The organism is Rhodococcus sp. HNM0569, from assembly GCF_012726205.1.
Lineage (GTDB): Bacteria > Actinomycetota > Actinomycetes > Mycobacteriales > Mycobacteriaceae > Rhodococcus_F.
The window spans coordinates 255481-277361 of sequence record NZ_JAASAE010000004.1 but is presented as its reverse complement, the minus strand read 5'-3'; the positions used below and the strand labels follow the sequence as shown (position 1 = coordinate 277361).

Annotated in this window: 20 protein-coding genes; 4 read left to right on the top strand and 16 right to left on the bottom strand. The window is 70.1% G+C overall.

Annotated elements, in window-relative coordinates; all coding sequences use genetic code 11:
• Nucleotides 1–12: 12 nt before the first annotated feature.
• A complete protein-coding gene (locus HCA44_RS08265) occupies nt 13–1713 on the bottom strand; it encodes an L-lactate permease (protein WP_169648046.1) in 1701 nt (566 codons plus the stop codon).
• 174 nt (nt 1714–1887) lie between these two features.
• On the opposite strand from HCA44_RS08265, the gene HCA44_RS08260 reads away from it, so the two are divergent.
• Nucleotides 1888–2571 (top strand): GntR family transcriptional regulator, encoded by a 684-nt coding sequence (locus HCA44_RS08260; protein ID WP_169648045.1) that lies wholly within the window; start codon nt 1888–1890, stop codon nt 2569–2571.
• Nucleotides 2572–2599: 28 nt separating this feature from the next.
• Here HCA44_RS08260 and HCA44_RS08255 read toward each other — a convergent pair whose 3' ends face one another.
• Genes HCA44_RS08255 through HCA44_RS08245 form a run of 3 tightly spaced genes read right to left on the bottom strand, consistent with a single transcriptional unit; the run spans nt 2600 to nt 5504 of the window.
• Nucleotides 2600–3214 (bottom strand): lactate utilization protein C, encoded by a 615-nt coding sequence (locus HCA44_RS08255; RefSeq protein ID WP_346764638.1) that lies wholly within the window; start codon nt 3212–3214, stop codon nt 2600–2602.
• A complete protein-coding gene (locus HCA44_RS08250; protein WP_169648044.1) occupies nt 3211–4731 on the bottom strand; it encodes a LutB/LldF family L-lactate oxidation iron-sulfur protein in 1521 nt (506 codons plus the stop codon). The genes HCA44_RS08255 and HCA44_RS08250 overlap by 4 nt, the downstream gene beginning before the upstream one ends.
• Entirely contained in the window at nt 4728–5504 is a 777-nt protein-coding gene (locus tag HCA44_RS08245) for a (Fe-S)-binding protein (protein WP_169648043.1), read from the bottom strand. Before HCA44_RS08245 ends, HCA44_RS08250 begins: the two co-directional genes overlap by 4 nt.
• A 139-nt stretch (nt 5505–5643) precedes the next feature.
• Here HCA44_RS08245 and HCA44_RS08240 point away from each other — a divergent pair, with 139 nt between their 5' ends.
• Nucleotides 5644–6348, top strand: a complete 705-nt coding sequence (locus HCA44_RS08240) for an FCD domain-containing protein (RefSeq protein WP_169648042.1) — start codon at nt 5644–5646, stop codon at nt 6346–6348.
• A gap of 55 nt (nt 6349–6403) precedes the next feature.
• Here the strand turns inward: HCA44_RS08240 and HCA44_RS08235 are convergent, their stop codons facing one another.
• Genes HCA44_RS08235 through HCA44_RS08225 form a run of 3 tightly spaced genes read right to left on the bottom strand, consistent with a single transcriptional unit; the run spans nt 6404 to nt 9629 of the window.
• The gene (locus tag HCA44_RS08235) at nt 6404–7582 is read right to left on the bottom strand and encodes a cystathionine gamma-synthase (protein ID WP_169648041.1); all 1179 of its coding nucleotides are present in this window, start codon (nt 7580–7582) and stop codon (nt 6404–6406) included.
• Nucleotides 7583–7635: 53 nt separating this feature from the next.
• On the bottom strand, nt 7636–8196 hold the full coding sequence (locus HCA44_RS08230; protein ID WP_169648040.1) for a hypothetical protein: 561 nt from the start codon (nt 8194–8196) through the stop codon (nt 7636–7638).
• 41 nt (nt 8197–8237) lie between these two features.
• Nucleotides 8238–9629 carry a cystathionine beta-synthase gene (locus HCA44_RS08225; RefSeq protein ID WP_169648039.1) on the bottom strand — a complete coding sequence of 464 codons (1392 nt, stop codon included), beginning with the start codon at nt 9627–9629 and terminating at the stop codon, nt 8238–8240.
• Between the two features lie 144 nt (nt 9630–9773).
• Here HCA44_RS08225 and HCA44_RS08220 point away from each other — a divergent pair, with 144 nt between their 5' ends.
• Nucleotides 9774–10991, top strand: a complete 1218-nt coding sequence (locus tag HCA44_RS08220; RefSeq protein WP_169648038.1) for an acetyl-CoA C-acetyltransferase — start codon at nt 9774–9776, stop codon at nt 10989–10991.
• 37 nt (nt 10992–11028) lie between these two features.
• On the opposite strand, the gene HCA44_RS08215 is transcribed toward HCA44_RS08220, so the two are convergent.
• From HCA44_RS08215 to HCA44_RS08185, 7 genes are all read right to left on the bottom strand, one after another.
• Nucleotides 11029–11916, bottom strand: a complete 888-nt coding sequence (locus HCA44_RS08215) for a DUF559 domain-containing protein (protein ID WP_169648037.1) — start codon at nt 11914–11916, stop codon at nt 11029–11031.
• A gap of 150 nt (nt 11917–12066) precedes the next feature.
• Nucleotides 12067–12900: a Bax inhibitor-1/YccA family protein gene (locus HCA44_RS08210; RefSeq protein ID WP_169648036.1), complete on the bottom strand. Its 834-nt coding sequence runs from the start codon at nt 12898–12900 to the stop codon at nt 12067–12069.
• Nucleotides 12901–13081: 181 nt separating this feature from the next.
• Nucleotides 13082–14218 (bottom strand): methyltransferase, encoded by a 1137-nt coding sequence (locus HCA44_RS08205; RefSeq protein ID WP_169648035.1) that lies wholly within the window; start codon nt 14216–14218, stop codon nt 13082–13084.
• Nucleotides 14219–14292: 74 nt separating this feature from the next.
• Nucleotides 14293–15540 carry a Tat pathway signal protein gene (locus HCA44_RS08200; RefSeq protein ID WP_169648034.1) on the bottom strand — a complete coding sequence of 416 codons (1248 nt, stop codon included), beginning with the start codon at nt 15538–15540 and terminating at the stop codon, nt 14293–14295.
• Complete coding sequence (locus HCA44_RS08195) at nt 15537–16904, bottom strand: lipase family protein (protein ID WP_346764637.1); 1368 nt, start codon at nt 16902–16904, stop codon at nt 15537–15539. Before HCA44_RS08195 ends, HCA44_RS08200 begins: the two co-directional genes overlap by 4 nt.
• Nucleotides 16905–17034: 130 nt before the next feature.
• Nucleotides 17035–17751 carry a DNA alkylation repair protein gene (locus HCA44_RS08190; protein WP_346764636.1) on the bottom strand — a complete coding sequence of 239 codons (717 nt, stop codon included), beginning with the start codon at nt 17749–17751 and terminating at the stop codon, nt 17035–17037.
• Nucleotides 17748–18479, bottom strand: coding sequence for an SOS response-associated peptidase (locus HCA44_RS08185; protein WP_169648033.1), 732 nt, complete (start codon nt 18477–18479; stop codon nt 17748–17750). Before HCA44_RS08185 ends, HCA44_RS08190 begins: the two co-directional genes overlap by 4 nt.
• Before the next feature lie 178 nt (nt 18480–18657).
• Between HCA44_RS08185 and HCA44_RS08180 the strand changes: the two genes are divergently transcribed.
• Entirely contained in the window at nt 18658–19812 is a 1155-nt protein-coding gene (locus HCA44_RS08180; protein ID WP_169648114.1) for an MFS transporter, read from the top strand.
• Between the two features lie 30 nt (nt 19813–19842).
• Here the strand turns inward: HCA44_RS08180 and HCA44_RS08175 are convergent, their stop codons facing one another.
• Nucleotides 19843–20616, bottom strand: a complete 774-nt coding sequence (locus tag HCA44_RS08175; RefSeq protein ID WP_169648032.1) for an aspartate/glutamate racemase family protein — start codon at nt 20614–20616, stop codon at nt 19843–19845.
• A gap of 45 nt (nt 20617–20661) precedes the next feature.
• Nucleotides 20662–21849, bottom strand: coding sequence for an FAD-dependent oxidoreductase (locus HCA44_RS08170; RefSeq protein ID WP_169648031.1), 1188 nt, complete (start codon nt 21847–21849; stop codon nt 20662–20664).
• Nucleotides 21850–21881: the final 32 nt, after the last annotated feature.

The following is a 21881-nucleotide window of genomic DNA, read 5'->3' as shown; positions in this document are numbered from 1 at the left end:
TCGCCCGCGCGCTCACGGAACCATCCACCCGAGCACGTCGGTGGACTGCAGGTAGATGATCGCGGTGAGGAACACGAGCAGGCCGAGACTCCAGCCGATCAGCTTGCGCAGCAAGGTGCCTTCCGCGCCGAGCAGTCCGACGGCGGCGACGGCGACCGACAGGTTCTGCGGCGACAGCATCTTGCCGAGTACGCCCGCCGACGAGTTGGCAGCGGCCATCAGCAGCGGGTCGAGGCCGGCCTCGCGCGCCGCGGTGACCTGCAGCACGCCGAACAGCGAGTTCGACGATGTGTCGGAGCCGGTGATCGCGACGCCGAGCCAGCCGACGACCGGCGAGAGCAGCGCGAACGCGCCTCCCGTCGACGCAAGCGCCATACCGAGGCTCGAGGTCTGACCGGACAGGTTCATGACGTACGCGAGCGCGAGGACCGCGGCGACGGTGACGAGCGTCCAGCGCAGTTGCACGAGCGTGTCGCGGTAGGCGAGAACGAAGCGGCGCGGCGAGATCTTGTACAGCACAGCGGTGATCAGGCCCGACAGCAGCAACAGGGTGCCGGTGGCCTTGAGGTGGTCGAGCTTGAAGACCTGCGGCAGTTCCTTCCCGTCCGCGTTCGCGATGTCGAGGCCGGGCCACGTGAACGCGGTCGTGCCGATGTCGCCGAGCCAGGACTTGACCGACGGGATCTGCGCGATGCTGAACACCACGATGATGACGAGATACGGTGCGAGCGCGAGGAAGGTGCGCATGCCCGGCGAGTAGCGCGCGATCTTGTCGGCGTTCGAGCGGTCCGCATTCGAGCCGGCATTCGACGTGCCACCACCGTCGCCGCCGACCACGCCGACTCCGTTGCCCGCCCCGACGGGCTGCGGCAGCACCGGCGCCTCGGCGGGCAGGCCCTCCTTGGGCTGCCACAGCCGCAGCATTCCCAGCACGACGCCCACCGTGACGATCGCGGCGACGACGTCGGTGAGCTCCACCGTCAGGTAGTTGGATGTGACGAACTGTGCGGCACCGAACGAGATGCCCGCGACGAGCGCGACCGGCCACACCTGACGCACACCGCGCTTGCCGTCGACCATGAACACGAGCAGCAACGGCACGATGGCGGCGATGAACGGCGTCTGACGACCCGCCATGGCCGACAGGTCGTCGAGCGGCAGGGTGGTGACGCCTGCGAGGGCGAGGATCGGAGCGCCCATCGCACCGAACGCGACGGGCGCGGTGTTCGCGAGCAGCGCGGTGCACGCCGCCTTGAGTGGCTTCATGCCCGCCGCCATCAGCATCGCCGCGGTGATCGCCACGGGCGCACCGAATCCGGCGAGCGATTCGAGCAGCGCGCCGAAACAGAACGCGATGAGGATCGCGAGGATGCGCTGGTCGTCCGAGATCGACCGGATGACGCGGCCCAGTTCCTCGAACCAGCCGGTCGCCACGGTGAGCTTGTAGACGAACAGGGCGTTGATCAGGATCCACAGGATCGGGAAGAAGCCGTAGAACGCGCCTTCGCCGGCGGCACTGAAGGTCTGCCCGATCGGCATGTCCCACACGAACGCGGCGGTGAGCATCGACAGCACGAGGCCGACGAGGCCGGCGATGTGGGCCTTGATCCGGAAGACGCCGAGCAGCACGAACATCGTGACGAGCGGGACCGCGGCTACCAGCGCCGACCATCCAAGCGACCCGGCGACCGGGTCGAGTGACTGTTGGAACATGCCTACCCCTTATGTGTTTCAGGACACTGTCGAGAATTGTCAGACAAGTACACTGGTCTGTCAATAAAGAAGTTGCCGAACGTGGGAAGATGATCAGCGCGGCGAGTGCGCAGGTCGACGCCGCTCGCACATCAGCCTGCGAAGCATCAGCCCGCGAAGCAGAGGAGGGTCGCCATGCCCCACCGGGTCGAGACGCTCTCCGTCGTGGATGCACTCGCGGGCGAACTGCGTCGCCGGCTGTTCGCGGGCGAGATCACGTCGCACAGCCCCGTCACCGAAGCCGAAGTGGCAGGCACCTATTCGGTGGCCCGGCCCACCGCGAAGGCGGCGATCGAGAAGCTTGTGAGCGAGGGACTGCTGCAGCGCAGCACGCACAAGACGGCCCGCGTACCGCGGCTGGGACCCGACGACGTGCGCGACATCTACCGGACGCGCGCGAGCCTCGAATCCGTCGTGGTGCGCGCGCTGTCCGAGACGCGCACGGTGCCGCAGGCCGCGCTCGACGCCAACCGCGAGATCTCCGCGATGACCGACTTCGATCCGATCGCCGTGGTGGAACCGGACATGGCATTCCACACCGCACTGGTCGACGAGATGGGCAGCCCGCGTACGAGTCGCATGTTCCGCTCGCTGGTCGGCGAGATCCGGCTGTGCATGGTGCAGGTGCAGGGGCACGAGTTGCTCACTGTCGGCGGCATCGCCACCGAGCACCGCATGATCCTCGACGCGATCGAGGCGGGCGACGGCGACCGCGCCGTCGACATCCTCACGGTGCACATCGGCCGCTCGCGCGAACGCCTCGTCGGTCTGCTCGGCGGCACACCCCGAGCCGAAGCCGACGTCCCCGAACCCGCGTGAGCTCACCGCTCCACTCCGGACACCGTACTCACTCGGGTTCCACGAGGATCACGTCGAGCGTGCGCGGCCCGTGCACACCCTCGACACGGTCGAGTTCGATGTCGCTCGTCGCGCTCGGCCCGCTCACGAAGGTGAGTGGGCGGCCCGGCACGAGCCGCGCGAACGCCTGCGGCACCGTGTCGACCACCTGGTCGGCCCGCACGATGCACACGTGCCGGTCGGGCACGAGCGTCACGAGCCTGCGCCCCTGCCCCGGCCCCGCGTCGAGCACGATCGTGCCGGTCTTCGCGATGCCGAGCCGGCAGCCCGTGACCACCGCATCGCCCTCGTCGAGTTCGCCGACCGACAGCAACGCCGGTTCGCCGTCGACGATCGGGGCGAGCCCCGCGGTCCATGCGGGGTCGAGGCCCGCGGGCGTCACGACGCGGCGCGCACCCCGCAGCAACGACGCCACCGTGGCGGCGACTTCCGAGGCCGCGACGCGGAACACCTGTGCCCGGTAGTCGCCGACCGTCTCGGCGAACAGCGCGACGTCTCCCGGGCCGGTGAGGTCGGCGCGCTCGTAGTCGCGGGGCACCGCGACCGGCACGCTGCCTGCCACCGCCTGCTCGATGCGGCCGAGCACCGCGTCTCTTGCGTTCACCGCGTCTCCTCCCCGTCCGTCCCGTCCGCTCCCGAGTCGCGGTTCTCCGCCCACCACCGCCGGAAGGACTGCTTCGGTGGCAACGGCAGGTCGCGGCTCTTCGTCCACAGCGCGCCCGGACCCGGCAACGACGACACCGTGCGGTCCTTGCCCGCCAGTCCACCCAGCGCGGACGCGACTCGCTCGGCGGCAGCGAACCGTTTCGGCGAGGACATCGCCCACTGCGCGGCCTTCATCGCGGTGGCCTGCGGTCCGGGTAGACCGCCACGCTCCGCGTCGACCTGTTTGCCGCGCAAGTGCACGAGCATGGACGGGATGTCGATGCGCACGGGACATGCGTCGAAGCACGCGCCGCACAGCGTCGACGCGTACGGGAGCGTCGAGTTCGGGTCGTCGTGGCCGGTGCCGTCGGCTCCGGTCGCGGTGAGCTGCGGGCTCAGCACGGCACCGATCGGGCCCGGATACACCGACCCGTAGGCGTGCCCGCCCGTGCGCTCGTACACGGGGCACACGTTGAGGCACGCGCTGCACCGGATGCAGTGCAGCGCAGAGCGTCCCGCTTCGTCGGCGAGGACGTTGGTGCGGCCGTTGTCGAGCAGCACGAGGTGGAACTCCTCGGGGCCGTCGCCGGGATGCACGCCGGTCCACATCGACGTGTAGGGATTCATGCGCTCGGCCGTCGACGAGCGGGGCAGCAGTTGCATGAACACCTCGAGATCGGTGAACGACGGCACGACCTTCTCGATCCCCATCACGGTGACGAGCGTCTTGGGCAGTGTGAGACACATCCGCCCGTTGCCCTCCGACTCGACGACCGCGAGGGTGCCGGTGTCGGCGACTCCGAAGTTGGCTCCGCTCACGGCCACTCGCGCCGACAGGAACTTGCGGCGCAGGTGTGCGCGCGCGGCCATCGCGAGTGCGGTCGGTTCGGCCGCGATGTCGGGATCGACGCCGGGCATCGCCTCGAGGAAGATCTCCCGGATCTCGGCGCGATTGCGGTGGATCGCCGGCACCAGGATGTGACTCGGCTTGTCGTCGCCCAACTGCACGATGAGCTCGGCGAGGTCGGTTTCGATCGCCGCGATGCCCTTCGCCTCGAGATGCTCGTTGAGGCCGATCTCCTGCGTCGCCATCGACTTGACCTTGACGACCTCGTCGGAACCCGTTGCGACGACGATGCCTTCGATGATGTCGTTCGCCTCGGCGGCGTCGCGGGCCCAGTGCACCACTCCCCCGCGGGCGGTCACATTCTCCTCGAGCTGCCGCAGCAGCTCGGGCAGCCGTGCCATGACGTCGGCCTTGATCGCGCTGCCCGCCGCGCGCAGCTCCTCCCAGTCCGGGCACTCGGCGACGGCACGCAGACGCTTGGTGCGGATCGTGTGCGTCGCGTGCCCGACATTGCGTCGCATCTGGGTGTCGCGCAGTGCGTGCGCCGCGGCCTGCGGAAAGGGTTCGAGGGCATGGATGTTGCCCTGGCCGGGGACCGAGGGCGACGGGGTGCCGAGGAAGGTGCTCACCTGGCCACCTCCGCCCGCGACACCGGGTGCTCGTTCGTGGCCTGCGTGCTCGCGAGGATCTGCGCGAGATGGACGGTGCCGACGCCGGTGCGCAGCCTCGAGAGCCCGCCGGCGATGTGCATGAGGCACGACGAGTCGCCCGCGGTGCACATCTCGGCACCCGTCGCGGTCACATTGCGCATCTTGTCGGCGAGCATCGCCGTCGAGACCTCGGAGTTCTTGAGCGCGAACGTGCCGCCGAAGCCGCAGCACGAGTCCGCCTCCGGGAGTTCGACGAGCGTCATGCCCCGCACCTCGCGGAGCAGCTGCAGCGGTTTGTCGCCGACGCGCAGCATGCGCAGCGAGTGGCACGTGGGGTGGTACGTGACGCGATGGGGGTAGTAGGCGCCGACGTCGGTGACGCCGAGTACGTCGACGAGCAGCTCGGACAGCTCGTAGGTGCGGTTCGCGAGTTCGGTGGCGCGCTCGGCGAGGGCGTCGTCGCCCGCGCGCCGCGCGATCATGCCGTGCTGGTGGCGTACCGACCCCACGCACGAGCCCGAGGGCGCGACCGCGACGTCCCACGACGCGCTCTCGAAGGCCTCGACATGGTTGCGCACGAGCGGCAGCGCCTCGGCGAAATAGCCTGTGTTGACGTGCATCTGGCCGCAGCACGTCTGCCCTTGCGGGAACACGACCTCGTGACCGAGACGTTCGAGCAGGCGCACCGTCGCCTTCGCGGACTCGGGAAACAGTGCGTCCGCGAGACACGTCGCGAACAGTGCGATCTTCATCGATCCTCCGTGCCGGGTGTGTGGTCGGACCACACTAACCCATGTGGTCCGACCACACCAGAGGAAATCGTGACGCGCGTCATGACCGCAGGCATACGTGGCCCGCCACCACACCTGCCGGCCGCTATACGATGGATCGGTGCGCACTCACGAGGTCGTCCTGAAACGCATCGAGGACGACATCACGACCGGTCGGCTCACGGTCGGCAGCAAGCTCCCCGCCGAGCGCGCATTCGCCGAAGAACTGGGCGTCAGCCGCTCCTCCGTGCGCGAAGCGCTCCGCATCCTCGAAGCGATGGGCCTGGTCAAGACCGCCGTCGGGTCCGGGCCCGGCGCGGGCGCCGTCATCGCGTCCGACCCCGCGGCGTCGCTGAGCCTCGCGCTGCGCCTGCACGTCGCCGCACGCACCCTGCCCGTCGAGGACATCGTGCAGACCCGCGTCCTGCTCGAGACGTGGGCTGTGGACGCGGCCGCGCGCACGGCCGATCTCGACCTCACCGCTGCGAACGCACTGCTCGACGCGATGGACGATCCGTCCCTGTCCCCCGAGGAGTTCCACCGCATCGACGCCGAATTCCACGTCACCCTCGCGGGCCTCGCCGGCAACGTCGTGGTGCGCGAGATGATGGCGTCGCTGCGCGAGGCGATCCGGGGCTACGTCATGGTGGCGGTACCGAAGCTGCCCGACTGGGGCGAGGTGGCCAACGGATTGCGGCGCGAACACCGTGCCGTCGTCGCAGCCCTCGACAAGCGGCAGCCCGGCAAGTCGGCCGCGATCATGCGCGACCACATCCTCGGCTACCACGCGCTCACCCACCCACTCGGACCGGATCAGCAAGGCTGAGAACGCACTCGGCCCCGGCCCGTGAATGCACAGACCGGGGCCGAGACGAGTGACACTACTGCGCGGGCAGCGCCTGCTCGATGTCGGCGAGCAGATCCGCACCGTCCTCGATGCCGACGGACAGGCGCACCAGGTCGTCCGGTACCTCGAGCACCGAACCCGCGGTGGATGCGTGCGTCATCGCGCCCGGATGCTCGATGAGCGATTCGACACCGCCGAGCGACTCGGCGAGCGTGAAGATCTCGGTGCGCGAGCAGAATTCGAGCGCCGCCTGCTTACCGCCCGCGAGGCGCACCGACACCATGCCGCCGAACCGGCGCATCTGCTTCGCCGCGACCGCGTGGCCCGGGTGCGAGTCGAGACCCGGGTAGACGACCGACGCCACCGCGGGATGGCCGACGAGCGCGTCGACGATCTTCTCGGCGTTGTCGCTGTGCCGCTCCATACGCAGCGCGAGCGTCTTGATGCCGCGCAGCGTCAGGAATGCATCGAACGGGCCCGGCACCGCGCCCGAGCCGTTCTGCAGGAATGCGAACGCCGCGTCGAGTTCTTCGTCGTCCGTGACGAGGGCACCGCCCACGACGTCCGAGTGTCCGCCGATGTACTTCGTGGTCGAGTGCAGCGCGATGTCGGCGCCGAGCTGCAGGGGCTGCTGCAGGTAGGGCGACGCGAACGTGTTGTCGACGACGAGCTTCGCGTTCGCGCCGTGCGCGACGTCCGCGAGTGCCGCGATGTCGCCGATGTTGAGCAGCGGGTTGGTGGGCGTCTCGACCCACACGAGCTTGGTCTCGGGACGGATCGCCGCGCGCACCGCGTCGACGTCGTTGACGGCCGCGGGCGTGTACTCGATACCCCACTGCGTGAAGACCTTGTCGATCAGCCGGAAGGTGCCGCCGTATGCGTCGTTCGGGATGACGAGGTGATCACCGGGACGCAGGATTGCGCGCAGCGCGCAATCGGTGGCCGCCATGCCCGAGCCGAACGCGCGGCCGTACGTGCCGGATTCGAGCGCCGCGAGGTTCGCCTCGAGCGGGCGGCGGGTGGGATTGCCGGTGCGGGCGTACTCGAAGCCGTCGCGCATACCGCCGACGCCGTCCTGCGCGAACGTCGAGCTCGCGTAGATCGGGACGTTGACGGCGCCGGTCTGCGCGTCGGGTTCGTACCCGGCGTGGATCGCCTTCGTCGAGAAACCTTGCGCGCTGTTCCGGTCGGCCTTGCTCCGCTGCTCACTCATGCCCTAGAGCGTAATGCGCCGCCGTGCCGCGCGGACACGGGCCGCCGCCACCGTTAGGGCTTCATGTGATCGGCCACCGCGAGCGCGACGTCGAGCGAGAGGGCGTCGTCGTCGCCCGAGCCGAACGCGACCACCACGATCTGCGCCCACTCGGTGACGAGGGCCGCACCGCCGGTCGACATCGCGACACCGCCGAGCGCGTCGACCCGCGGGTCCGGGATGACGCCCGGGCCGTCGCGCATGATGTCGAGGACCTCGGGGTCGATCTTTTCCGGCGTGGCCGTGACACTCACGGTGGTTGCGCCGCGCCACATGCAGCCTCCGGTGGGCTGCGCCGTCGGTGACGAGCCGTCCAGAGCGGGCACCATCGGCTCGACGACCGGTGCGAGTTCGTCGCACCCGAGAGTCTCGCCTGACCCGAAGCCGAGCGACATGTCGGGCGGCGCGTCCGCTCCCCCGCTGCCACCCGAAGCGCCGCCGTCCGGCACGGCGCCGTCGCCGGCCGGCGATGCGGCGACCGCCGTGCCCTGCACCTGATCGCCGCAACCCGCGAGCGCGAACGCGCCCACCGCCACCGCGACCGCACCCCATCGAACGCGTGCAACCTTCGTCATGTCGTCCCCCCTGTCGTCCCCGAACTGCGATTGCCGCGCGCCTACACTCCCGAGCTGACGAACCCGAGCAGGTCGTGCCGGGTGATGACGCCGACGGGTTTGCCGTCGTCGACGACCATCACCGCGTCGGTGTCGCCGAGCGCCTTGGTCGCGGCCGAGACCGGCTCGCCCGAACCGATCAGCGGGAACGGAGCGCTCATGTGCTTCTCGACCGGATCGGCGAGGTGCGCACGCCCCTCGAACACCGCGCTCAGCAGATCGCGCTCGGACACGCTACCCGCGACCTCGCCCGCCATGACCGGCGGCTCCGCACCGACGACCGGCATCTGGGACACGCCGTACTCGCGCAGGATCTCGATCGCGTCGCGCAGCGTCTCCGACGGGTGGGTGTGCACGAGGTCCGGCAGTTCACCCGACTTGCCCCGCAGCACGTCTCCCACGGTCTTCTCGTGGTCGCTGCCGTCGAGCGGCGTGCGCAGGAAGCCGTACGACGCCATCCACTTGTCGTTGAAGATCTTCGCCATGTAGCCGCGGCCACCGTCCGGCAGCAGCACGACCACGAGCGCGTCGGGCCCCTCCCGCTTGGCCACCTCGAGCGCGGCGACGACCGCCATGCCGCAGGAACCACCGACCAGCAGGCCCTCTTCGCGGGCCAGACGACGCGTCATCTCGAACGAATCGGCGTCGGAGACCGCGATGATCTCGTCCGGGATCGCGGGGTCGTACGCGGTGGGCCAGAAGTCCTCGCCCACACCCTCGACGAGGTAGGGACGACCGGTGCCGCCCGAGTACACCGAGCCCTCGGGGTCGGCGCCGACGACCTTGACCTTGCCGCCCGACACCTCCTTGAGGTAGCGCCCCGCGCCCGTGATCGTGCCGCCGGTACCCACACCCGCGACGAAGTGCGTGATCTTGCCGTCGGTGTCCGCCCAGATCTCCGGGCCCGTGGTCTCGTAGTGGCTCTCGGGGCCGCCCGGGTTCGAGTACTGGTCCGGCTTCCAGCCGCCGGGCAGCTCGCGTGCGAGCCGGTCGGACACGCTGTAGTAGCTGTCGGGGTGCTCCGGTGGGACCGCCGTGGGGCACACCACGACCTCCGCGCCGTACGCGCGCAGCACATTGCGCTTGTCCTCGCCCACCTTGTCCGGGCAGACGAACACGCACTTGTATCCGCGCTGCTGCGCGACGAGCGCGAGACCGATACCGGTGTTGCCGGATGTCGGTTCCACGATCGTGCCGCCGGGCTTCAACGCACCCGACTTCTCGGCCGCGTCGATCATCTTGACGGCGATGCGGTCCTTCGAGCTGCCGCCGGGGTTGAGGTACTCGATCTTCGCCGCGACGGTGCCGGATGCAGCCACGTCATCGACGACCGAGTTGAGCTTGACCAGGGGCGTGTTGCCGATCAGATCGACGACGTGGTTCGCGATGCGCATACCCCCATCGTCCCAGATCGGTCCCGCGCGTGCGCACACACATCCCACCGAACCGTCTTCGACGCCGGGGCGGTGTCCTGACCCACACTCGTGCACGTAGATTGGGCGTCAGCAACACGTTCCGATAACCGAGGAGTTACCCCCATGCCCGAGGCAGTCATCGTCTCAGCAGTCCGCTCGCCGATCGGGCGCGCGATGAAGGGTTCGTTGAAGGACATCCGTCCCGACGACCTCGCCACCCAGATGGTGGCAGCGGCCCTCGCGAAGGTCCCCGAGCTCGACCCGAAGGACATCGACGACCTCATCATGGGCTGCGGCCAGCCCGCCGGCCAGTCCGGCTTCAACATCGGCCGCGTCGTCGCCGTCGAACTCGGCTACGACCACCTTCCCGGCGTCACGGTCAACCGCTACTGCTCGTCGTCGCTGCAGACCACCCGCATGGCGATGCACGCCATTCGCGCGGGCGAAGGCGACGTCTTCGTCTCCGCAGGCGTCGAGTCCGTGTCGAGCTTCGTCACCGGCAACGCCGACGGCCTCCCCAACACCAAGAACCCCAAGTTCGCGGACGCAGAAGCGCTCACCGAGAAGCTCGCGGGCGGCGGCATCGCATGGAAGGACCCGCGCGAGTCGGGCGACCTGCCGGACGTCTACATCGCGATGGGCCAGACCGCCGAGAACGTCGCGTCCTACACGGGCATCTCGCGCGAAGACCAGGACCACTGGGGCGTGCGCTCGCAGAACCGCGCCGAGGAAGCCATCGAGCGCGGCTTCTTCGAGCGTGAGATCACCCCCGTCACGCTCCCCGACGGCACCGTCGTCTCCACCGACGACGGCCCGCGCGCCGGCACCACCTACGAGAAGATCAGCCAGCTCAAGCCGGTCTTCCGTCCCGACGGCACCGTCACCGCCGGCAACGCGTGCCCGCTCAACGACGGCGCCGCGGCGCTCGTCATCATGTCCGACACGAAGGCCAAGGAACTGGGGCTCACCCCGCTCGCGCGCATCGTGTCGACCGCCGTCACGGGCCTGTCCCCCGAGATCATGGGCCTCGGCCCCATCGAAGCCGTCAAGAAGGCCCTCGCGATCGCAGGCAAGTCGATCTCCGACATCGACCTGTTCGAGATCAACGAGGCCTTCGCGGTGCAGGTCCTCGGCTCCGCTCGCGCCCTCGGCATCGACGACGACAAGCTCAACGTGTCCGGCGGCGCGATCGCACTCGGCCACCCCTTCGGCATGACCGGTGCCCGCATCACCAACACGCTGCTCAACAACCTCCGCGAGCAGGACAAGACGTTCGGCGTCGAGACCATGTGTGTCGGCGGCGGCCAGGGCATGGCGATGGTGCTCGAGCGCCTCAGCTGATCCCTCCCTCCCGTCGAACGGGCGGTTTCCCAGAAGGTCACTCGACCGATACCTGGGAAACCGCCCGTTCGGCGTTTTCCAGTGCGCGTGCGACGCGGCGCACGAGATCGGCCGGACGGTCGTAGAGCAACTCGGCGCTGACACGGACGACGGTCCAGCCGAGCGCCTCGATCCGCGCATGGCGTTCGATGTCCCAGGCTCGCTGCGCCCGGTCCGTCCAGTGGTGTTCGCCGTCGTACTCGACGACGAGTCGGAGTTCCGGCCAGCCCAGATCCGCCCACGCAAACGGTCTGCCCGATGCGTCGGAGATCGGGATCTGAGTGCACGGGCGCGGAAGCCCGGAGTCGATCAGCAGCACACGGAGGTGGCTCTCCGGCGGCGATTGCGCACCGGCGTCGACGACGGCGAGCGTCTTCGCCAGTTGTCGTACGCCCCGCGCGCCGCGATGCCTGCGCGCAAGCTCGGAGATGGCGTCGACCGACAGTGCTGTCGCCGCACACAAGTCGTCGAGCACCGCGACGGCACGGCGACGCGGCAGTCGGCAACCGAGGTCGAATGCGGCACGCGCCGGTGTCGCCACCCGCACGCCGTCGACGCACGTGATCTCGTCGGGTTCGAGCCGACGGTTGTACGTGAGCAGGCCGGGAGTCGGCCGGTAGTGCCCGTTGCGAACGACCTCGGCGGGCGCCGACGCGGGAATCCACGACGCACCGTGCACGGCTGCGGCGGACAGGCCGGTGAGGACACCGTGCGGGGAGGTGAACAGCGCCGCTGCGTGTGCGCGCACGAGTGCGTCGACCGTGGTGCGGCGATCGACATGGATACCCGGGTACACGCGCACGTGGTCGAGGGCCAGTTGATGGCGAGTGACCACTCCGGCGGCCACCGCGCGAGGACCGTGGAAAGGCATGGCGAGTGAGTGCATGCGACGAGCGTCGTCACGCACTCCGACGAGTTCGCCTGGTGGCGCGGCCGCCTGTGGATAGGTTTTCGCTATCCACAAACGCCGAACGGGCGGTTTCCCAGGCATCGGTCGAGTGACCTTCTGGGAAACCGCCCGTTCGGCGTGCGAGAGCTAGTCGTTCTGGAAGTAGCTGAGCAGACGCAGGATCTCGATGTACAGCCACACGAGGGTGATGGTGAGACCGAATGCGACGCCCCACGCGGCCTTCTCGGGGGCCTGGGCGCGGATGAGCTGGTCGGCGGCGTCGAAGTCGAGCAGGAAGCTGAACGCGGCGACCGCGATGCACACGAGGCTGAAGATGATCGCGAGCGTGCCGCCGTCGCGCAGGCCGAAGCCACCGGGCGTGAAGAACGACGCCACGAGGTTGCCGACGACGAGGACGAGGATGCCGATCATGGCGCCGACGAGCATGCGGGTGAAGCGCGGCGTGACGCGGATGGCGCCGGTCTTGTAGACGACCAGCATGCCGAAGAACACGCCGAACGTGCCGAGCACTGCCTGACCGATCAGGCCCGCGCCACCGACACCGCCGAACTCGACGCCCGTGAACAGCAGCGACAGCGCGCCGAGGAACACGCCTTCGGCGACCGCATAGGCGAGCACGAGCGGGGGCTTGTCCATCTTGCGGCCGAGCGTGCCGATCATCGCGAGGACGAAGCCGATGATGCCGCCGCCCGCCACGAGCGGCACCGCGAGCGACGTGTCGTTGCTCGCCAGGTAGTACGAGACGATCGCGCTGATCGCGAGGACGCCGAGCGTGATGCCGGTCTTGGTGACGACGTCGTCGATCGTCATCGACCGCTGGTCGGGGCCTGCCTGCGTGAACTGCGGCTGCTGACCGAACTGGGTGGCCTGCGCGGCGCCGGCCGACGCCGTTCCGAACGAGGCGTAGCCGCCCTCCTGCTTGGGCAGGTTGCGGAACACCGGGTTGCTGGTGGTGCGCACCGTGCACGTCCCTTCTCGTGTGGTTGCCGGACAATTCCGGCCTACTGATCGTCCAACGACGGACGCCTGGCGCGAGTTCCCGCGTCGGCGCACCGAGGGCACCGGACATTTCGGACTCTACGGCGTGGCCACGCGAATCGCCACACGGGGCCCGCGCGGGCGCGTCACCGCAGCCGGGCTGTCAACGCGCGACCGAGGCGGTGACGGTGAACTTGCGGGTGCGCGTCACCGTGCGCGTGGGCCCGACGGCACGTTCGAGTGCCCGCGTGTAGGCGAGGTGCGTGTTGAAGACGGTCCACATCTCGCCGCCGCGCCGCAGGACACGTCCCGCGGCGCGAAACATCTTGTCGGCGGACCCGGTGTGCACGGCAGCGCCGACGTGAAAAGGCGGATTGCACACGACGAGGTCGACCGAGTCGTCGTCGAGCGAGCCCGCCGCATCGTCGCGGACGACGCGGATCCGGTCGGCCAGTCCGTTGGCCGCCGCGGTCTCGGCGGCCGACGCGACGGCCCCGGCGGACTGGTCGGTCGCGATCACCTCGAGTTCGGGACGCAGTCGCGCGAGGGCGGCCGCGAGGATGCCGGTGCCGCATCCGAGGTCGAGCGCGGTGCGAGCGTCGGCAGGCGTGTCGCCGAGAACACCGACGAGTGCGCGGGTGCCGATGTCGAGCCCCGCGCCCCCGAACGCCGCCCCGTGCGCCACGACCGTGAGCCCGAGTTCGGCGGAGTGCTCGCGGAGCGGGAACCGCGCGGGTTCCGGCACGGGGCCCGACGCGACCAGCACGCGGGACTTCTGCCGCGCGAGCGTCGCGTGGACATGGGAGAAGGACCGCGCGAGGACGTCGTTCATCGACGTCGACAGGTGCTTGATCCGGCCACCCGCGTACACCCGGACCGACGGATCGGCGTGCGCCGCGATCGCCTGCGCGTATTCGTCGAGTTCGGCGAGGCCGCGTGGCAGTTGCACGAGCACCACGCGGGCGCCGGCCAGCAACTCCACGCCGAGCGGCAGCGAACGGTAGCGGTCCGCGAGCCCGACGCGACGCGCATTCGACGCGAGCGCGCGCTCACCCGTCAGCGCGTCCTGGAACGTGCGGATGCCCGTCGCGCCCGCCGAGACCGCGGCACCGAGCGTGAGCGCGCCGTACCGGTCGCCGAGCACGACGACCGCCGCCGGGTCGGCGGCGAGCGCGTCGGCCGCCTCGTCGAGCAGCAGGCGATCGGTCGCGTCGACCGCGTGCAGATTGGGGGCCTCGACATCGGGACGGCGACGCAGGTGGGCGAGCACGCCGTCGACATCGAATTCACGGGCGCACACGCCCTCATCCTAGAGCGCCCGGGTACAGCGCCCCGCCGCGCGTCGAGCCCGGCACGCGGCGGGGTGCGCCACCGTCAGTAGAACTGCGCCTGCGTCACCGACGCCATCGACCGCAGCATCTGCGGCAACCGTACGAGCGCCCGCTGTTCGAGGATCTGCTGGTCCATCGGCTTGCTGAGCGCCGCCATCCACTGGTCCGGATGCTGCTCCTTCAACGCGCGATAGGTGGGCAGCATGTGCTCGGTGATGTACGCCCACCGGCCGTCGCGGTCGGCCCAGTTGAACGCGGGCAGCGGCGTCTGCAGGTGCCATTGCGGGCCGTCGACCTCGGCGCCGCCCAGATCCGACGCGACGAGCGTGAGCGGGCTCGCCTCGCGCGGCGGGACGAGACCGGGAATCGCGGGGTCGGCCGCGATCGTGCTGACGTAGGTGAGGGCGCGGCCCACCGGCTGCCGCATCGACGACGCGGCGTCCCACTGATCGGCGATGGCCTGGTTCTGCTCGCGGTAGAGCAGCTGTGCATTGCCGTCGACGATCTTGTCGGGCTCGCCCGTCGCGATGTCCTGCCACGCGGAGTACGCCGCGTCGTCGATCAGTCCGGCCGCGTGGTACTCGTCGATCGCGGCCATGCCACCGCCGAGATAGGCCTGATGCTGCGGGATCAGGTCGGTGAAGATGTGCTTGTTCATCGCGATGACCCGCACCTGGAATTCCGCGATGTCCTCGGCGGTGATCGATCCGCCGACGTCGAGAACGGCCTGCACGTCGCTGGGCAGGTTCGCTGTCGCGGGCGCGGCGACGTCGTTCACGCGCTGCACGATCTCGGCGACCACGTCCCGGATTTCGTGCACACCGAGAACGACGCGGCCCAGGTCGATGTCCATGATCCCGGCCGCGAACGACGGCCCGGCCATGCCGCCCTGACCCGTCCACAGGAAGTCCGGATTCTCACGCTGGAGTTTCTCGTAGTACGTGAAGACCTTCGCGAGGTTCTGCTCGTTCGCGGCGAGCCCACGCGTGGGATCCCAGTTCGCGAGGTCGAGGCCCGCAGCACGGGTGGCCTCGGTGAGCCAGTACTGGTGCAGCAGGCCCGCATAGCGCGCGGGCTCGACGCCCCGCTCGCGCGCGGCGTCGAGCACCGGCCGCAGCACCTCGGGATCGTTGGAGAACGACGGCACCACGCCGCCGTTGCCTTCGGACGTCTCGTTCGCGCGTGGCACGTCGAGATAGTCGACGTCACCGTCCGCCGCGGGCTGTGCGTGCGCGGCGGGTGCCGCGACGACGGCGAACGCGGTGAACGCCGCGAAAACGAGCTTCTTCATCGAGCCTCCTCGAATCGGTCGGCGAGCCACGGAATGTTCTGCATGCCCAGCAGTTCCGTGCCCATCCGATAGGGGTCGGTCAGGTCGGTGACACCGCACGAGCGGGCGGGATCCACCGTGACGTCGGTGCCACCAGCGCGGTAGGTGGCGATCAACTCCTCGACGTCCGAGTACGGCACGAGGAAGTCGTCCTTGCACGACGCGATCAGCACGGGCGCGTCCGGCGCCGACTGCCCGAGCCGGTTCTCGGCGTAGGCACGCGCGAACGCCGGATTGTCCGCGGGCCGCCCGTGCACGTAGAGCGCCGACATCGGGACGAACGGCGTGAACAGGTAGTTCAGCTGGCAGGTCGTGTTGTAGATGCCCGCCATCGTCTTGCCGAAAGGCGTCAGTTCGGTGTCGAGGTCGATCTCGGGATATTTCGCGGCGAACCCGAGCGAGTTCGCGAACACGAAGCCGGCACCGATACCGCCGTCGGCCTGCCGTTCGAAGGCGGCACTGTCGATCACCATCGATTCGAGCACGGTGCCGACGACGTTGAGTTCCGGCGCGTACTCGGCGCGGCGCTCGGCCGCGAACCCGGACGCGACGCCGCCACCGGCGATCCCGAACAGCCCGATCGGCACGTCGGGCGCGAACCCGGCCTCGGGCAGGGCGATCGCCGCGCGCAGACCGTCGAGGGTTGCGGCGCCGGAGAATCGGCCGATCGAGAAGCCGTTGGGCGCGGGGTCGCCGTCGTTGGCGGTGTCGCTCATCATGACGGCCCAGCCCTCGCCGAACATCTGCGCGACGGGCCCGAGCGCGGAGAACAACGACGGGTCGGTCTGGTTCCCGCCGGTCCACTGGTAGCTCGGCATGCAGTTGGGGCCGAGGCTGTCGTTGGCTTCCGAGTAACCGACGAGCCTGCGACCGCCCGGCGCCGTGTCGGCGTTGTCCGGGATCATCAGCAGCCCCGTGCTGACCGTCGGTGAACCGTCGAAGTCGGTGGTCACGTACATCATCTGGTAGCCGCGCACGTGCCCCGGCTGCACACCGCCCACCTGGATCGTCGCGGGGCGGGACTTCAACAGGGTGCCGGCCGGAGCGGTGGGATCGTAGGCCGGGACGTCGTAGAACGGGTCGCCGGTGGGCAGCTGCGGCAGCAACTGCTCGGGCGACGCGACCTGCGCGTCCTCGAATGTGGTGAGGACGAACGGATTGAACACGTCGCCCATGTCGACGGGCGGGACGGCCGACGCGGGGGCCGTGCACACCAGCGCCGCCGCGACGCACGCCGCAGGTACCGTCGCGGTCCGCGATCTCTTGCTCGCGGCACGCAGTTTTCCGCTTGCGGCACGCAAGCTTTCGATCGACAGACGACGCACGACACCCCTCCGAGAAGGCCTTGTTCCTCCGCTGCGCCACCCCGACTGCCGCACGCGCTGAGGCACTGTAACAGCGCGTGTGTCGGCCGGCGCACACGGCAGCCGGGCGCGGGGCCGGGTGCGGGAGCCGTCAGGTGAGGGAGCGGTAGTGCGCGCGCTCGGCCGGGGTGAGGTGTTCGGTGGCGTAACCGAGCGCGGTGCGCCCCCTGTGTGCGGCGTGGGTGTCGAGGAAGCCGGTGAGCGCAGCGCGGTCGACGCGCTTGCCGACCTCGCGCAGCATCCAGCCCGTCGCCTTCTGCGTGAGATCGCGGCGGTCGTCGAGCACGCGTGCGGCCACCTCCAGCGTGGTCGACGCGTCGCCGTGCTTGACGAACGCGAAGGTGGCGAGGAGCGCGACGCGCCGCCGCCACAGGTCGGGGTCGGCGGCCAGGGTGAACACGAGATCGCGCCGCCGGTCGACGAGCCACTCGCCGAGAATCGCGTGCGCCGACGTGTCGACCAGATCCCAGTTGTCGACGCGGCCGCGCAGCACCGCCTCCACGTAGTGGTCGACCACCGCCCGTCTGGTGTCGTCGTCGCGGGCGCGCGCGTAGCGCGTGACGAGCACGACGAGTGCCGCGAACCTGTGCTCGTGGAAGGCGCTGTCGAGCAGCACGTCGATCTGGTCGACCGGAAGATCCGCGAAGCCCTTCGCGACAGCGCGTACCTGCGGCACGCGCACACCGAGAAAGACGTCGCCTTCGCCGTACTCGCCGGGACCGGTCTTGAAGTACCGCTGCATCGTGCCGGCCGCGTCCGGGTCGGCGAGCTCCGCGAGCGCGTGGGCGACGTCGGCGGCGGTACTCACTCGTCGACCGGATCCAGCAGCTCGGGACCGTTGTTGCGTGGCGAGTTGACGGCGGTGCTCACCTCGTACGGCTGCAGGTGCGGTTCGGGTACCGACGCGAGCAGTGCCTTGACGTCGTCGGGGTCGGTGAGCGACGTGTCGAGCCAGTGGTCGACGAAATCGGGTGGCAGCAACAGCGGTGAGCGGTCGTGGATGCGGCCCGCCGCATCGGTGGCCTCGGTGGTGAGGACAGTGGTGGTCCACAACCACCGGTCCGGGTCGTCGCGGTCCTTCTCGGGGTCGGGCCACAACTCGTAGAGTCCGGCCATCGCGAGCACGCCGTCGCCGTGCAGGTAGTACGGGATCTTCGCGCCGTCGCGCTTCTCCCATTCGAAGTAGCCGTCCGCGGGCACGACGCATCGGCGGCGCACGGCCGCGCGCCGGAAGGCCGGCTTGTCGGTGATCGATTCGGAGCGCGCGTTGATCAGCCGATTGCCGATCTTGACGTCCTTCGCCCACGACGGCACCAGCCCCCAGCGCATCGTGCGCAGTTGCCGAACCGGCTCGGCGTCGGGCGCCTCACTGTCGGCAGCGTCGCGATCGCGGGGTGTGCGATCGAGGACGACGCGCACCGGCTGGGTGGGCGCGACGTTGTACGACGGCCCGGGCGTCTCGCCCACCACTTCCGCGACTTCGAACACCGACCGGAGTTCACGATCGGTGGTGGTACTCGCGTAGCGCCCGCACATCGGCCTTCCTTTCGTGTGGAGCGGCGTCTCCCCCGATCTCAGCACGGCCCACCGAAGTCCGCGCCCGTTTCACCGCTGCGACACGAGCCGGCACGTCTCCGTCCGGTGACACACTCTGCGGGTGGATCCCCAGAACACACCGGCGGGCAGCAGGCTCACCACGCCGACGATCGTGCTGATGGCGATCGCGGCGGGCCTGTGTGCGGGCGGCAACTACTTCAACCAGCCTCTGCTCGACTCGATCGCGGGTGCCCTGTCCGTGGCGCCCGCCACCGCCGCCGTGTCGGTCACCGTCGCGCAGGTTGCGTACGGCGCCGGGCTGCTGTTGCTCGTGCCGCTCGGCGACCTCCTCGATCGCAGGAAGCTCGCCGTCGGGCTGATGCTGCTCGCCGCCGCGGGCCAGGCGCTCAGTGGGTGGTCGCCGAACATCGCGACTTTCCTCACCGGCACTGCCGTCGCGGGCGCGTTCTCGGTGGCGGCCCAGGTGCTCGTCCCGTTCGCAGCGTCGCTGGCCGATCCCGCGCGTTCCGGTCGTGCAGTGGGGACGATGATGAGCGGCCTGCTCGTCGGGATTCTTGTGGCCCGCAGCGCCGCGGGCCTGGTGTCGACACTCGGCGGATGGACCACGATCTACCGCATCGCGGGTGCGCTGATGATCGTCGTCGCGCTCGCATTGTGGAAGGTGCTGCCCGACGATTCGCCGTCGCAACGGACGCGGATCGGCTACGGCGAGGCGCTGCGCTCGCTCGGCAGCCTCGTCGCGCGGTATCCCCGGCTGCGGACACGCGCGATGCTCGGCGCGACCACCTTCGCGGCTGTGAGCGCGGTGTTCGCGACGATGGCGCTGCTGCTCTCACGCGCGCCGTTCGGGTACTCCCCTGCCACGATCGGGCTGATCGGACTGTCCGGGGTGGCCGGGGCGGTGGCCGCCTCCGCGGTCGGACGGCTCGCGGATCGCGGCCTCGCGCAGTGGGCGAGTTTCGGTGGCCTGGTGCTGTTGCTCGTGTGCTGGCCGCTGTTCGGCTTTCTCGGCGCCCACTCGGTCGCGTGGTTCGTGGTGTCGTTCGTGGTCGCCGACCTCGCACTGCAATCGGTGCACATCAGCAACCAGAACATCGTGTTCGCGCTCGAGCCGCAGGCCCGCTCCCGCATGAACTCGGTGTACATGACGGCGTACTTCGTGGGAGCCGCGGCGGGGTCGGCCGTGGGCACCACGGCATGGCGCGCCGGCGGATGGACGGCGGTGTGCGTCGCCGGTGCCGCACTGTCGATGCTGTCGTTCGCCGTGTGGGCGGTGGATCTGCGCGCCACACGACGTCCGGTGACGGCCTGACACCGGTTTCCGACGCCCTGCCCGCCGGTCTCAGGGCCTCGACACCACGCCGCCCAGCACTGTCCGGCCCGCCGCATACCGCTCCGCCGCCGCGGGCAACGCACCGCGCTTGCCGCTCGTCAGCACGGTGACCGTGCCCTCGCCCGACGCGGGGCGTCCGAGGGCCTCGATGCGGCGGATCGTCTGAGCGGCGACGGCCTCGGCGCTGTCGAACAGACGCACTCCGGACGGCAGCGCGCTCGCGATCTCGTCCGCGACGAGCGGGTAGTGGGTACAACCGAGGACGACGCCCGTGACGTCGTCCGGCGTGGCCGCGGCTGCCCGCGCGACGGCGGAGCGGATCGCATCGGGATCTCCGGCATCGATCGCGTCCGCGAGTCCGTGACACGCGACGCCGACGACCGTCGCATCGCCACCGAAGTCCTCGACGAGTTTCGCCTGGTAGCGGCTCGCAGTGGTGGCGGCGGTCGCCCAGATCGCGACCGAGTCGCACTGCGCCGCGGCGGGCTTGACTGCGGGCACGGTGCCTACGACCGGCACGGACGGCCCGACGAAGGCCCGGACGTCGTCGAGCGCCGTGACGCTCGCGGTGTTGCACGGCAGCACGATCACCTCGGCGCCGTGTGCGAGACACGTGCCCACCGCGTCGAGCACGCGGGCGGTGACCCATTCCTTCGGTTTCGGTCCCCACGGCGCGCCCTCGGGGTCGAGCGCGAGCACGAGATCGAGGTCGGGACGCTTCGTGCGCAACCAGCCCGCGGTGGGCAGCAACCCGAGCCCGGAATCGATGAGCGCGACGATCACACCAGCCAATTTATCGCGGCGCGCGCGTGTGCGCCCCGACCGGCCTCACACCGGCGTGGGCACGACGTCCTCGATCGGCGACCCGATGCGGCCGCGCATCTTCATGACCTGCCCCGCCGCGCCCGCACCGACGACGCCCACGAACGTGCCGTCGACCTCGTAGTAGACGACGAACTTGCGGCCGTCGTCGCGCACCACGTGCACGGTGCCGCTGGGTGCCGAGGCGCCGAGCGACTGGATCTTGAGGCCGTGCTGGTCGCTCCAGAAGTACGGCACCTGGTCGGCCGGGCGCGGCTTGCCCGTGAGAGCAGCCGCGAGCACCGCGGCCTGCTCCCCCGCATTCGTCCAGTGCTCGACACGCGCGGGCGCTCCGTCCGGTGCGCGCCACGCGGCGACGTCCCCCACGGCCCACACGTGCGGCACGCCGGTGCGTCCCGAGTCGTCGCACACGACACCGTTGGCGACCTCGAGACCGCCGCCGTCGAGCCATTCCGTCTCGGGTACCGATCCGATTCCGATCACGACGGCGTCCGTGGCGATCTCGTCGCCGTCGGCGAGCACGACCGTGCGCACGCGGGTGTCGCCCTCGACGGAGGCAAGCGACGTACCGCACCGCACGTCGACGCCCGCGTCGACGTGCAGCCGTGCCACGAGCGATCCGACCTGTTCACCCAGCACGCTCGCGAGCGGCGTCGACTGTGGTTCGACGAGCGTGACGTCGACCCCGGCGCTGCGCGCGCTGGACGCGAGCTCGCATCCGATGAACCCGGCCCCGACGACGGTGACGTGACGCGCCGACGCGAGCGAGTCGCGCAGCATGCGCGCGTCGTCGACCGACCGCAGCACGTGCAGGCCCGCGAGTTCGGGCAGTCCGGGCAGGCGCCGCGGGCGCAGACCGGTCGCGACGACCAGATCGTCGTACCCGAGGTTCTCGCCGTCGGCGAAGGTCACCTCCCGGTGGGTGGTGTCGAGCGCGACCGCCCTGCGGCCGGGCCGGAAGTCGATGCGCTGCTCGTCGAAGAACTCGCGCGGTCGCAGCGCCGTGTCGTCGAGAGCGCCGGCGAGGAACTCCTTCGACAGCGGCGGACGGTCGTACGGCGGGTGCGGTTCGGCGCCGCACAGCACGATCTCGCCGTCGTAGCCGGCCTTGCGTAGTTCTTCGGCGGTCCGCAGGCCTGCCAGCCCCGCGCCCACGATCACGGTTCGCGACTTTCGTTCCTGGCCGATCGACATCGCCCACCTCGACTCTCCGGACCGCCCGGCCC